Origin of the sequence: Calothrix sp. PCC 7507, from assembly GCF_000316575.1 — a bacterium.
In the GTDB taxonomy this organism is placed as follows: domain Bacteria; phylum Cyanobacteriota; class Cyanobacteriia; order Cyanobacteriales; family Nostocaceae; genus Fortiea.
This window is the reverse complement of sequence record NC_019682.1, coordinates 3,893,951-3,907,521: the sequence shown is the minus strand read 5'-3', so window position 1 is coordinate 3,907,521 and position 13,571 is coordinate 3,893,951. Positions and strand designations below refer to the sequence as shown.

General features: G+C 43.6%; 12 protein-coding genes. 8 read left to right on the top strand and 4 right to left on the bottom strand.

Translation table 11 applies throughout. From position 1 onward, the window contains the following. Positions 1–78 precede the first annotated feature (78 nt). Together glp and CAL7507_RS16515 are read left to right on the top strand one after the other, a co-directional pair. A complete protein-coding gene (gene glp, locus CAL7507_RS16520) occupies positions 79–1,335 on the top strand; it encodes a gephyrin-like molybdotransferase Glp (protein WP_015129624.1) in 1,257 nt (418 codons plus the stop codon). A gap of 123 nt (positions 1,336–1,458) precedes the next feature. Next, the gene (locus CAL7507_RS16515; RefSeq protein WP_015129623.1) at positions 1,459–2,073 is read left to right on the top strand and encodes a Uma2 family endonuclease; all 615 of its coding nucleotides are present in this window, start codon (positions 1,459–1,461) and stop codon (positions 2,071–2,073) included. 20 nt (positions 2,074–2,093) lie between these two features. Here the strand turns inward: CAL7507_RS16515 and CAL7507_RS16510 are convergent, their stop codons facing one another. The 3 genes from CAL7507_RS16510 to CAL7507_RS16500 all read right to left on the bottom strand — a co-directional run bounded on the left by CAL7507_RS16510 (position 2,094) and on the right by CAL7507_RS16500 (position 6,633). Beyond that, on the bottom strand, positions 2,094–3,635 hold the full coding sequence (locus CAL7507_RS16510) for a gamma-glutamyltransferase family protein (RefSeq protein WP_201447848.1): 1,542 nt from the start codon (positions 3,633–3,635) through the stop codon (positions 2,094–2,096). A 250-nt stretch (positions 3,636–3,885) separates the two neighbouring features. Further along, complete coding sequence (locus CAL7507_RS16505; protein WP_015129621.1) at positions 3,886–5,034, bottom strand: SpoIID/LytB domain-containing protein; 1,149 nt, start codon at positions 5,032–5,034, stop codon at positions 3,886–3,888. A 255-nt stretch (positions 5,035–5,289) separates the two neighbouring features. Continuing rightward, positions 5,290–6,633 (bottom strand): cytochrome P450, encoded by a 1,344-nt coding sequence (locus CAL7507_RS16500; RefSeq protein ID WP_015129620.1) that lies wholly within the window; start codon positions 6,631–6,633, stop codon positions 5,290–5,292. A 301-nt stretch (positions 6,634–6,934) separates the two neighbouring features. Between CAL7507_RS16500 and CAL7507_RS16495 the strand changes: the two genes are divergently transcribed. From CAL7507_RS16495 to CAL7507_RS16480, 4 genes are all read left to right on the top strand, one after another. Beyond that, the gene (locus tag CAL7507_RS16495; RefSeq protein WP_015129619.1) at positions 6,935–8,329 is read left to right on the top strand and encodes a Rieske 2Fe-2S domain-containing protein; all 1,395 of its coding nucleotides are present in this window, start codon (positions 6,935–6,937) and stop codon (positions 8,327–8,329) included. 501 nt (positions 8,330–8,830) lie between these two features. Then, positions 8,831–9,166 carry a hypothetical protein gene (locus CAL7507_RS16490; RefSeq protein ID WP_015129618.1) on the top strand — a complete coding sequence of 112 codons (336 nt, stop codon included), beginning with the start codon at positions 8,831–8,833 and terminating at the stop codon, positions 9,164–9,166. Next, positions 9,159–9,626: a type II toxin-antitoxin system YhaV family toxin gene (locus tag CAL7507_RS16485; RefSeq protein ID WP_015129617.1), complete on the top strand. Its 468-nt coding sequence runs from the start codon at positions 9,159–9,161 to the stop codon at positions 9,624–9,626. The genes CAL7507_RS16490 and CAL7507_RS16485 overlap by 8 nt, the downstream gene beginning before the upstream one ends. 183 nt (positions 9,627–9,809) lie before the next feature. Then, the gene (locus tag CAL7507_RS16480) at positions 9,810–10,607 is read left to right on the top strand and encodes a hypothetical protein (protein ID WP_042342228.1); all 798 of its coding nucleotides are present in this window, start codon (positions 9,810–9,812) and stop codon (positions 10,605–10,607) included. An 86-nt stretch (positions 10,608–10,693) separates the two neighbouring features. Here the strand turns inward: CAL7507_RS16480 and CAL7507_RS16475 are convergent, their stop codons facing one another. Then, positions 10,694–11,248 carry an acireductone dioxygenase gene (locus CAL7507_RS16475; protein WP_015129615.1) on the bottom strand — a complete coding sequence of 185 codons (555 nt, stop codon included), beginning with the start codon at positions 11,246–11,248 and terminating at the stop codon, positions 10,694–10,696. 163 nt (positions 11,249–11,411) lie between these two features. Here CAL7507_RS16475 and CAL7507_RS16470 point away from each other — a divergent pair, with 163 nt between their 5' ends. Then, complete coding sequence (locus CAL7507_RS16470; RefSeq protein WP_015129614.1) at positions 11,412–11,894, top strand: DUF1499 domain-containing protein; 483 nt, start codon at positions 11,412–11,414, stop codon at positions 11,892–11,894. A 93-nt stretch (positions 11,895–11,987) separates the two neighbouring features. Then, the gene (locus tag CAL7507_RS16465; RefSeq protein ID WP_042341371.1) at positions 11,988–13,424 is read left to right on the top strand and encodes a deoxyribodipyrimidine photo-lyase, 8-HDF type; all 1,437 of its coding nucleotides are present in this window, start codon (positions 11,988–11,990) and stop codon (positions 13,422–13,424) included. Positions 13,425–13,571: the final 147 nt, after the last annotated feature.

Here is a 13,571-nt window from a genome sequence, read left to right as displayed (position 1 = left end):
AATCTTAAAGCTATAGCTAAAATCCTTAAATACCAGAAAACAACTCTATTCTGGGGATCTAAACAGTAGGCGATCGCTATGTTATCAGTCGGTGATACAGAAAAAATTATCTTAAATTTGGTGCAGCCGCTGGATTATACAGAAGTTGTCGATTTATTAGCTGCAACGGGACGCGTTCTCGCCTCCTCTGTTACTAGTAACCTGGACTTTCCCCATTGGGATAATTCGGCTATGGATGGCTATGCAGTGCGTTATGAAGATGTGAAACACAGTAGCGCCGAAAACCCAAGTGTTTTAGAAATTGTGGAGGAAATTCCCGCAGGATATCAGCCCCAATTTACGATTCAATCAGGACAAGCAGCACGGATTTTTACAGGTGCGGTGATGCCCAAGGGTGCAGATACTGTTGTGATGCAGGAAAAAACTCACTCGGAAGAAAACCGCATTTTTATTCTGGCTGCACCAAAACCTCAAGAATTCGTCAGACACAAGGCTGCTTTCTACCAAGCTGGGGCACAATTACTACCAGCAGGAATTGTTTTAAATGCCCCAGAAATCGCTGTTTTAGCTGCTTTGCAGTGTAGTCAGCTAAGTGTTTACCGTCGTCCACGCGTGGCAATTCTTTCTACGGGTGATGAGTTGGTAACGCCAGATCAAGTGTTAGAAGCAGGACAAATTGTCGATTCTAATCAGTATGCTTTGGCAGCTTTGGTGAAACAAAGTGGAGCGGAACCATTACTGTTAGGGATTGTGCGGGATAATCCAGTAGCTTTGGCAGAAACTATTGCCCACGCCATAGCTAGCGCTGATATAGTGATTTCTTCTGGTGGGGTTTCCGTAGGGGACTATGACTATGTGGACAAGATTTTAGAGTCACTAGGTGCAAAAATTCATGCCCGGGCTGTGGCGATGAGGCCAGGTAAACCGCTGACTGTTGCTAGCTTTCCCAATCATGATTTGGGAGATGGGGAGAAAACTCAGCATTCAGGGCTGTATTTTGGTTTACCGGGGAATCCTGCTGCTGTGTTGGTGACTTTTTGGCGATTTGTGCAGCCAGCAATTAAAAAACTTTCAGGACTGGCTGAGAGCGGGGAAGTAAAATTTATAAAAGTGCGATCGCATGACGAATTGCGATCGGATGGTAAACGAGAGATTTATGTTTGGGGTAAATTACAGCTAATTGATGGAGTTTATGAGTTTCACAAAGCTGGTGGTAGTCACAGTTCCGGCAATTTGATTAATCTAGCTCAAACTAATGCTCTAGCTGTTCTACCTGTGGGTAAAACATTGGTTTCCCCTACACAAGAAGTAGAAGTTTTGCAGGTTGGTAATTAGCTGGACAAAAATATTTAAATTAAACCTTCAAGCAACGCCCAAAATTCAAAGCTTTTACTGAGCGAAGCGAACGTATTCAAAATTTATTGAATGATAAGATAAAACATATCTGGAGGTAAGATGATGACCCAAGCCTTGCCTAAATTACTCACCTTCAATGAATTTATCGAGTGGTATCCCAACGATAGTAAATACTATGAATTGCACAAGGGAGTAATTGTTGAAATGCCACCCCCAACTGGAGCGCATGAAAAAGTTGTAGGATTTATAGCCCGGAAGCTAACTATCGAGTTTGATCGGCTGAACCTTCCCTACACTATACCCAAAACCGCATTAGTCAAAACTCCCTCTGCCGAATCCGCTTATTCACCTGATGTGTTGCTGCTAAATCTTGATAATCTCGACAATGAACCGCTGTTTCAAAAACAGTCAACAGTAAGCCAAGCAGCATCAGTACCAATAGTTATTGAAGTTGTTTCAACTAACTGGCGAGATGATTACTACAATAAATTTAGGGATTATGAGGAAATGGGCATTCCTGAATATTGGATTGCTGATTATGCTGCATTGGGTGCAAGAAAGTTTATCGGCAATCCCAAACAATCCACTATTTTTGTATGCGAATTAGTTGATGGTGAATATCAAATGACACCTTTTCAAGGCAACACCGCGATTTCATCACCTACATTTCCCCAATTAAATTTAACCGCACAACAGATTTTTGATGCTGCTAAGTAGACGTAAATTCGTGATACCTGTCACCAAGCTAGCGCTAGTCCATCAGCACGAGATTCTGTCGCAGCAATGAACACTTGATTTTGCTTAGAAATAATTTGACTCCTACCAAAAAATGCGTCTGGCGTTTGGTGTATATTATGACCACGCTGAATTAGTCCCTGTGCTATTTCCTGGGCGACAGTTTGCTCTAAAAATACCGTAGAATCTGAGACAAATTGCCACCTGGGAGCATCTATTGCGGCTTGGGGATTTAAGCCATAATCAGCTAAATTTACCACTACTTGTAGATGTCCTTGTGGTTGCATTGCGCCTCCCATGACACCAAAGGGCCCGATCGCCTGATTACCTTTGGTTAAAAAGCCAGGGATAATTGTATGCATGGAGCGTTTACTTGGGGCAAATTGGTTAGGATGTCCTGATTCTAGGCTAAATCCGTATCCCCGATTTTGTAGGGCAATGCCAGTTCCAGCAGGGAGAATGCCACTACCAAAACCTGTAAAATTAGATTGAATGAAAGATACCATCAAGTCGCCATCGGCGGCGGCGAGGTAGACTGTTCCGCCTTTGGGTAATCCTGGTTCAGCTAGAGCGATCGCCTGTTCTGTAATTAAAGCACGACGTTCTGCCGCGTAGTTTAATGAAAGTAGGTGTTCTACAGGTATTTGTAAAAAGCGATCGTCGGCAATGTGCTTGTGCAAATCAGCAAAGGCAAGTTTTAACGCCTCAATTTGTAAATGGTAGCTTTCTGTGGATTCGCGCTGATAACGAGATAATTCAAAACCCGAGAGGATATTTAAGGCAATTAATGTGGCAATTCCTTGAGTGTTGGGCGGAATTTCCCAAACTGTCAAATCTCGGTAATTCGTTGATATCGGTTGCACCCATTCAGCTTTATGGGCTGCTAAATCTTCTTTGGTTAAATATCCGCCAGTATCAGCAGCAAAGTCTGCGATGCGTTGAGCAATGTTACCCCGGTAAAAACTTTCACCACCACTAGCCGCAATTTCTCGTAAAGTTTGGGCATGGGCGAGAGAATGCCAAATCTCTCCGGCTACTGGCGCTTTGTGATTGGGGAAAAATACTTGTTTAAAAGGCTCAAATTCTTTACCAGTCAGGGAAAGATAATTTTTTTCTAACCGCTGCCAACCAAGCGCAATCTGTGGCGATACCGGAAATCCTTCCTCAGCATAGCGAATTGCGGGGGCAAATAACTTTTCAAAGGGTAAACGTCCCCAACGTTCCCAGAGACTGCGCCATGCAGAGACTGCACCTGGTACGGTGACGGCACGCCAATCATATTTCGGTACGGCATTGAGTCCGGTAAACTGTTCTAGGGTGAGTTTTTGCGGACTTTTCCCAGAGGCATTTAAACCATGTAACTTCCCATCCCATACGAGGGCAAAGGCATCAGCGCCAATACCGTTAGAAATAGGCTCAACTACAGTTAAGGCGATCGCTGTGGCTATAGCAGCATCAACAGCGCTACCACCAGCCCATAACATTTCCATACCAGCGATCGCTGCTAGTGGTTGACTTGCAGCCACAGAGCCACGATTACCCATAATTACTCTTCGAGTACTAGGGTAGGGATAGTTAGTGAGATTTCCCAAAGTCATACCATTTTGGATTTTAGATTTTAGATTTTAGATTTTAGATTGACCCCACGACTGAAATCGGGGGAGTGTCAATTGATTTTAGATTTTAAATTTATTCTCGCGTTTAAATTCGCTTGCTCTGAGACTTTTTTAAATTTTGGATTGAAGATTCAAAATCCAAAATCCAAAATTTAAAATCTAAAATTCGTTGAGTGGACTACTTCGGCTGAATTGGTGTGAGTGATACACCTTGGTAATAATGTCCTAAAATTTGTAGGTGGTTTGCTCCTCGCTGGGCAAGATTATACGCTCCCCACTGACTCATACCCAAACCATGACCGTATCCCAGCCCTTGGAGTACAAAGCTACCATTTGCTCCTTTATTAACGCTGAAACGGGTACTTTTAAGTCGGAGTGCAGTCCGTACATCCTCTCCTTGTAATACTTTTGTACCCTGATCGCCGATAATTTTCAAAGCTTTAACACTGCGAAAAGGTGAGAATGCTTCTGCAACTACATCCCTCACATTACCCACACCAGAAATCCTGGAACTAATTTCAGCAGGTGAGAATGTTTTCACCCAATTACACTCACTGATATTTTGATCGTAGTCCTGAACAGCACGCAGGTAAGGCTCTTTGCTGCCCCAAACATCTTCGACATTTTCGGTGTGTCCCCCAGAGCAAGCGTGGAAAACCGAGAGAATAATCTTGTTGTTGTAAGTTAATACTTGCCCTGCTGTAGTATCTACTGCGGTGTAAGTATTCGGCGATTCACTAATAACGCCTTTGTAAATTTGCCAGCGATCTGGGCTAGCGCCTAAGTCATAAACAGGATTACGATTGCGCTGTTTTTCCCGCTCGTAAAGGGCAAAGGTACGAGCGGCGATCGCTTGAGCTTTCAGGGCTTCTTGGGGCCAGCTGGAGTCCATTTCGCCACCAATGACGCTGTAGAGATATTCTTCCAGATCAACCCAGTTAACGACAGTTAAGCCTTTTTCTGTGGGCAGAACTAAAGTTCTACCGCGATACCAGCGATCGCCAATATAAACGAATCCCTTGCCTGTCGGCTCAATCCAAAATAAACCAGATTGCCATTTATCCAAAGCTACTCCACCAGGGACGGCTTGGGCATAAAAAGAACTCATCGCTGGTAACTGTCCAAGACTCCGACCAGTGCTATCTTTAACTGTGGCAGTCGTAGAACTACCAACCTTTGCCTGATTGACATTCCGCTCGATTGCCACGCGGAGAATTACAGATGCTTGCGCTGGAGCAACCAAAACAAACCATAAGAGGATACCTATCCACCAATGACGTCCTTTCATCTGGGAAAATAAAGAGCCTAATAACAGTTGGAATTTCATGCTGCTCGTCTAATCACATTAGTATCTATTTGACGCTTGGTTATATAGTAGTTTCCCATAGATAGCGCCGGAACTCACTTAGTTAACCAGGGAACTATTAACAGGCAACAGGGGGTATATAGAAGTAGGGGTTCCGCTAGAGAACTCCAAATGGGAAAATATGTTCCCTGTCACCTGCTTGAATGAGACAGATTTTTCCACACTAGGGTTTCCCACCTCTTTACCGATTAACTAAGATCGAGTTTCCCGTCGCTTTCAATGAATCTTTTTCAAGACTACTTTAATGCCGTATGCTGGACGGAGCGTAATTGAAGCTTGGGGAACAATTGGGTGATCTGGAACAAGAATTAACTCAAACTTCTGGGCTATAGTTGCTAATAATAAAACAGCTTCCATCAGTGCAAAACTTTTACCAATACAAATGCGAGGACCATCGCCAAACGGAAAGTAAACTCCTCTGGGCAGATTTTTCTCTAAATCATTAGCCCAACGCTCTGGTCTAAATACCTCTGAATCTTCAAAATGACGAGGATGACGATGCATTACCCACTGGCTCATCATTAACATACAGCCAGATGGCACTTCATAACCACCAATTTCGCAGTCTTGAGTAGCTTCACGTGCCATCATAAAGACGGGAGGAAAAATCCGCATAGCCTCCTTAATCACCATCTCAGTGTAGGGTAATTTGGGTATGTCTGCGATACTGGGCGATCGCTCTCCTAAAACTTGTTGTAATTCTGCTAACAATTTGCTGCGGACATCAGGATAGCGAGATAACAGCACCCATACCCCCGTCAGAGTATTGGATGTAGTTTCATGACCTGCTAGCATAAGAGTTGCTATTTCATCGCGTAACTGGCGATCGCTCATTTGGCTACCATCGGCTTCGTCGCGAGCCTCCATTAACATTGAGAGTAAATCGCCGGGATTTTCACCACTAGCACGCCGTTGATTAATCATCTGGTAGATAGTTCTATCCATCTGCTGGATAGCATTTTTATAGCGGATATTCTCAGGTATGGGGAACCATTCTAAAAAGATAAAATTTTGTTTGCGCTTACTTTCAAACCAATCCATCGCTACATCTAACGCATGGGCAACATCTTGAGCTTCTCCATTGCTGAGATCGCGGTTAAATATTGTCTGCATCACAATATTCAAAGTCAGACGCATCATATCTTGGTGAACATCACGGGTTTCTCCATCTTGCCAATTCTCAAGCATTTGTTCAGTGTAAGTAACCATGACATCACCATAAGATGCTATGCGTTTTTGGTGAAATACAGGCTGTAATAAACGACGTTGGTGCAGCCAGGATTCTCCTTCGCTACTTAACAGCCCCTCCCCCAATAAGCTTTTAAGGGCACGTAAGCCCCGACTTTTGATAAATAAATTTCGCTCTTTCAGTACTTGCTCAATATAGTCAGGCTTGGTTAATAAACAGGCTGGTTTCAATCCCAAATACATCGGCACAATCTCACCATATTCACGACCACACCTGGTTAAAAATTCCAGAGGTTCACGTCCAAAATCAAGTAAACTACCCACAACAGAATTTCTTTCAGGTCCGGGTAATTCAAATATACTTTGAGTCATATTGATTTCTCCAAATTTTCCTAAACTAGGTCAGAATTTGCTTTTTATGGCTCAAACTGTTCACTTTACTTGTGTTGGGTTCATTCTGCTGCATCGGCATTAATATTTATTTTGCTAATCAAATATTGAAAAGCCTTTTCTCTTCAGGCTTCTATCAAAAGGAAGAAATGTGCGAAGCTATATCAATGGTCAGGTAGATGAGTATAAAATATTGACACCAAGCTTTATTGCCTGTCACCTGCTATGGTTTTTATCAGTAGAATATAGTTATTTGTAGATGTAAAACTTGTTAAATAAAAGAATGCTGGAGAACGTGGTTAATGTGAGCGATCGCTCGGTGGAAGAGATACGCGTAGGTGGTAGTGAATTAGATTATTTTGACTGCCAAGAGGCATGGTATCCAGTTTATTATCTCGATGATTTGGAGCAATCGCAGCCGACGCCTTTCACATTACTGGGCAGAGATATTGTCATCTGGTGGGACAAGCAAGCCAAATTGTGGCGAGCATTTGATGATCAATGTCCCCATCGCCTTGCACCCCTCTCCGAAGGCAGAATTAATCAAGATGGGCTGTTGGAATGTCCTTACCACGGCTGGGCTTTCTCCGGATCTGGTAGTTGCGATCGCATTCCCCAACAAGTTGTAAATGGTATTGCTGAGACTTCCCAGCGAGCATGTGTAGCGTCATTACCGACAGCCGAACGCCAAGGTTTATTGTTTGTCTACCCTGGAAACCCCGAAAATGCTACTAAAACCCAGATTCCCATTGTTGCTCCACTAGAGGAATCACCGACAGAATGGGTTTGTTTAAATACCTTTCGAGATTTACCTTATGATGCGCTGACTTTGCTAGAAAATGTTCTGGATTCCAGCCATTTGCCCTTTACACATCACCGTTCTGTAGGAAATAGAGCCAACGCCGCTCCAGTAGAATTAGAAGTGATTTCCTCCAATAAACAAGGGTTCACAGGCATCTGGGAGGAAGGTCCACGTAGGGGTAAACTGGGAAGGCAAGAAACAAAGTTCATTGCCCCTGGTTTGATGTGGCATGACTTGACATCTAAGCAATTTGGCAGAACATTGACTGTAGTCTATGCTACACCTATCCGCAAAGGTGAATGTCGCCTCTTTGCCCGTTTCCCCTTCAAGTTTCCCAATAAACTTCCTGGCTTATTGATGAAGTTGACGCCGCGTTGGTATAACCACATCGGACAGAATGGCATTCTGGAAGATGACCAAATTTTCTTGCATTATCAAGAGCGTTATTTAGAAGCTAAGGGCGGTAGCACTAACTTTACTAAGGCTTTCTATCTACCAACCAAAGCAGACTCTTTCGTCTTTGAGTTACGTCAATGGGTGAATCAGTATCAGGTAAATCCCTTTCCTGGGGAAACTTTACCGCCAAAGTTGACAAAAGAGCAGTTACTAGACCGTTATCACTCCCATACAAAGAAATGTGCTAGCTGTCGGGGAGCGTTAAGCAGGATTCAGCAACTTAAATTTTGGTGTGCAGTAATTGGTGCGATCGCCTGCATAACTTTACCATCCCTGACATTCTACCTTGACAACATATTATTTGCAGTTACACCCCTCATCTTTGTTGCAGCCTGGTTAGGACTGAATAACTTAGAACAGAAATTTTATGTTGGTAGAGCCACGCCACCCCGTAACCTACCAGAGAAAACTCAGAATTAAGATTTTGCATTTTTGGTTCTTCAGTATTGAGATTAGGGCTTTCTTACTAACAAGATGTGCTTACCCTATAGCGTTTCCCATTCAAATGAAGTACAAAAATATATCACGCTGTGTAGGGGCATGGCACTGACCATTGGTGTCAACTTAAACCCAGGCGAATAGAATTCGCGGCTATACAGGCAAAGTCCGCGGAGGCGGACTATCGAAAAATCAAGGTTTTGAAACCCACGGAGGCGGTCACTGAGCTTGTCGAAGTGTGGGTTTTGTCTGTGTAGACGAGCCAGGTGCTAACAGCGGGTTTCCCGACTTGTAACGCTAAAGCGGAACCCGCAGGATAGCAACTGGCGTGCGGTTTCTAACCGCCGATTTAACATTAAGTTGACACGCATGGGCACTGCCGTGCCCCTACAGCTTGCGATATAATTTTATACCGCATCCGAATGGGAACCGTTATAATAGCCCAGGCACTGCTATCATGTAAGTACGTTAAGTATATACACAATGAGTAACTCTTACAACATTCGCAGCACCAAAATTGGCAACAGCGCCGGATTTCGTCTACCTGCGGAGTTTTACCGCCAACATCCCCAGTTTGCTAATGCTTCGGGTTGGATATTCGTATTGTCCCCCGACACTGCGATTGTCAAAATTATTCCCGAATCGGTTGAAGACGAGGATGAGGAAGATTCCCTAATGATGCGGCTGTTTCTCGATTTCGCCATGACAGAAGCATTGAAAAATAATACCCTGCAACCTTACACAACCGAAATGTCTGAGGCTGCACATAAATTAATTGAGGGTGTAGAAATAGAAGACGAGTCGCTCTCAGATGGCTAAGTTTATCAGTAATGGTTGGGAGATTTATTTTCACCCGCAACTATTTGAAATTCAGTATCAAGAATTATTTGACTGTATTTCTGATTTACGGAAAAAGTTACCGGAAAGCGAGTTTAAAACCCATGCAACGGTAAAGTTATTTGCTGCGATTACTGTTGCGATTGAAACCAAAATTCCCTCCGATCCTTTCGCCAGCCACTTTGCTTTAATGGGAGCATTAAAACGCTACGAACGGGTTAAGAAAATGGGTTTACTCGCAAGATATCGCCTATTTTTTCGAGCATTTGATACCCCAGAGTTAAAAGCGATTGTGATTTTGTGGTTGGGATTTCCCCGGAAAGAGGGAGCGAAGAACGATTGTTATCAAGTGTTTACCAAGATGGTGGCACAGGGAATATTTCCAGATAGTTTGGATGAATTAATTGCAGAACCGGAAACAAAGCAGGACGAACCGGAGTAAAAAAATTCTTCCACATCAAACCAGATTCAAATATGCTTCTAGGGTCTATTGAATCTACAGACTGTCACCTTTTCTTTCTTTTTCAGCAAGCCCTAATTAAAATTAGAAGTACACAGCTGGCACTGACACAACGCAGGTTTCCGTGAAATACTAATTCTGCGGATGTCTTATAGCTTAGGGCTGATGAAACACCTAAAATCTCGTTCTCAAGACTTGCGGAGTTTATTTGAGAACAATATCACAATTGAATATGTGGCGGAACCTCTTAAAGCTGTGCCAGCGGAAGCAGATGTGATAGAGGTGTTGTCTTGGATGCAAGCACAAGACTTTGACGTTGTCGGTGTTGAGTCGGAAAATACTATCAGTGGCTATTTAGATAGCTCCAGTTTAATTAAAGCTGAATCCCGTAAGTGTAGCGACTATCAGCGAGTCTTTCATCCCAAAGAACTCATCGCCATTTCTACTCCACTGATGAAGTTGCTACCTATTTTGCAACAAACACCGCGATTATTTGTTCTAGATTGTAATCAAGTAACGGGAATTGTTACTTGTGGTGACTTACAAAAAGCACCTGCACGGATGCTACTGTTTGGCTTGGTGACATTACTAGAAATGAATTTGCTGCGGTTGGTGCGGATTTACTATCCCCAAGATACTTGGCAAAAAGTCCTTAAACCTGAGCGGTTGGAAGTCACTCAACGTTTATGGCGTGAGAGTCAAGAAAGAAATGAAGCTATGGATTTGTTAGATTACCTGCAATTCTGTGATAAGCGTGAGTTAGTTTTAAATCAGCCAGAACTGCTGTTGCAATTGGGACTGAAGTCAAAGCGATTTGGTGAACGTTTCTTGAAGTCTGCTGAACAGCTGCGAAATCGCTTGGCTCACGCTCAAAATTTAGTTAGTGGTTCTTCATGGACAGAGTTAATTTCTTTAGCAGAGGCTATGGAAGCACTGTTAATCCGCTGTGAGGAAGTGGATTGAGTAGGATTTAGGCAGAGAAGGTAAGATTTTTTTTAACGCGGAGGAACGCGGAGGTAAGCGCAGAGGTTTTTTGAGTTGGTGAGGAATTAACGTGGCTTGTTGAGGGAATCACTCAACTGCGTTCCTGTGTATGTGGGCAACCAGCCTTCTGCTGTTGTAAAGTAGCGTACGCCTTTAAAGTACAATGACGCAGAGGGGCTGCACCAATGCTCAACGCCTGGGGGAATCAAGAGATAGTCTTGTGCTTGAACTAACAGTTGTATTTGAGTACCATCGGCTCGGACAAAACCGAAGATAATTTCTCCTGCTAAGACGTAGAGGGGTTCAGCCGCAGTGTGAGTGTGATAACGGCTATAGGTAGCGATCGCTGTATGGAGATTGGGTGAACCAGGATGTATACTTAGCAAGTCATACCAAAGGTAGCCGTTTTCTTGCTGGAGAAATTCAAAAACGCTATTGTGAAGTTCCAGAATGTAGCGCTTCTCGGAATCTGTCAAAATGTCCTGTTCTAGGATATCGGTGAAGAGTAGCGATGTGCCTGGATCGTAGTGTTTGAAGTAAATACCGAGAGTGTCGAGTTCTCGAACTATCTCACCTAAGTCAGTTGTGATTGTGCCGTCGTTAAGTAATAGGGTAGCCATCACAGAAAAGCTGATTAACTGTTAAAACGAGTATACTCAACTTTGAGTTAAATAGCCACTATTGCCGATGGACAAACCGGAGATTTGATAACTGTTGACGGATGACTGTTGACGGTCAACGATTATAAAGAGTGTCTATATAATTTTGAGGAGTAAATTTATTATGTCTCGTTTAATAGCGATGCCTACGGCGGTAAACTACGCCTTGGCGATATTTTTTACCCTGACTAGTAGTGTAATATTTCCTGCTACTGCTTGGGCTACCTCTTCTAGTTTGGGAGTTGATAACGGTCATCTGAGTGCTTGTCCAGCTTCAGACAACTGTGTTGTCAGTCAAGATGCTGATGCTAAACATACCATTGACCCGATTCCCTATCATGTAGACCGCGATAAAGCACGAGAAATTTTGCTAAAAGTTCTTACCGTTGTTCCCCGTACAGAGGTGATAGAACAAACAGATAATTATATCCATGCTCTTGCTAAAAGCCGAATTTTTAAATTTGTTGATGATGTGGAGTTTTATTTACCCCCCAATGAATCAGTAATTCAGATGCGATCGGCCTCAAGAGTAGGAGAGTCGGATCTTGGTGTCAACCGTAGGCGTTTGGAGCAAATTCGTCTAGCTTTGCGCGATTTAAAAGTTTGATTTTGGCAGTGTAACGGAAATTAATCTGTAGAGTGATGTTAATTGGTGTCGTTAGACTCTAAGCTAGTACAGGTGAACTGTTCTAAGTATGGAATGTCTGACTTAATTCTGTTTTGGCATCGCCGCGATTTACGCATTTCTGATAATACAGGACTGACTGCGGCAAGACGGCAAAGTCCAAAAGTAGTAGGTGTGTTTTGCCTTGATCCGCATATTCTGGAACGGGATGATGTCGCCCCGGTAAGGGTGACATATATGATTGGCTGCTTGCAGGCACTACAGCAGCGATATGCTGAAGCTGGCAGCCAATTGTTAATACTCCATGCTGATCCTGTGGTAGCAATCCCTGCTTTGGCTGAGGCTTTGAATGCCAAAGCTGTTTTTTGGAATTGGGATGTAGAACCATATTCTCAAGAACGCGATCGCACTGTAATCGATGCTCTCAAAGAACAGGGTATTGCATTTTTACAGCAAAACTGGGATCAAATCCTCAACGCACCAGATGAGATTCGCACAGGCGGGAACAGTCCCTACACGGTTTACACCCCCTTCTGGAAGAATTGGAGTAGCAAACCAAAGGCGCAACCAGCCCAAACTCTGCAAAATGCTGAGGGTTTGACGGCAGATGAACAAGAAATTGCCAAAAAAGTAGGCGCGCAACCATTACCAACAGCAAAAGATTTAGGCTTTATCTGGGATGGAGAATTAATTATTGCCCCTGGAGAAGCTGCAGCGCGATCGCTACTGGAAGAATTTTGCGCGTCTAGCATTAACGAATATCAAGAACAGCGCAACTTTCCCGCAATCGAAGGCACATCAAAACTCAGTGCAGCTTTAAAATTTGGGGCGATCGGCATTCGCACTGTTTGGCAAGCCACCTTAGAAGCACTAGAAAATAGCCGCAGCGACGAAGCTAAAGCAGGTATCCGCACCTGGCAACAAGAACTAGCTTGGCGAGAATTTTACCAACACGCCATGTATAATTTTCCAGAATTGGCTGATGGTGCTTACCGCGAGACATTCAAAAACTTCCCTTGGGAAAACAACACAGAAAAATTCCAGGCTTGGTGTGAGGGGAATACTGGCTATCCAATTGTGGATGCAGCCATGCGCCAGATGAACGAAAGCGGCTGGATGCATAACCGTTGTCGGATGATTGTTGCTAGTTTCCTCACCAAAGATTTGTTGATTAATCCCCAATGGGGAGAGAAATATTTTATGCAGCAGTTAATTGATGGTGATTTATCTGCGAATAATGGCGGTTGGCAATGGAGTGCTTCTAGTGGGATGGACCCTAAACCCCTGCGGATTTTCAATCCCGCCAGTCAAGCGCAAAAATTTGATGCTGAGGGTGAATATATCAGACAATGGGTGCAGGAATTGCGATCGCTCGATACAGAATATTTAGTAACTGGGAAAATTCCCCCCTTGGAGCGTCATGCTGTTGACTATCCCCAGCCAATTGTAGATCATAAACAACAGCAGCAAGAATTTAAAAACCGTTACCAGCAGCAAAAAGCATATTTATGATCAGTTAACAGTTAACAGTTAACAGTTAACAGTTCACTAATTCTGCGGGGGTAGTGGTGTTCAGATCCCCGACTTCTTATAGACACCCGTAGGATGGCGCAGGGTAGAAGTCTGGGATCTCGCAGCCCAACAAACTGCACCCAGGTT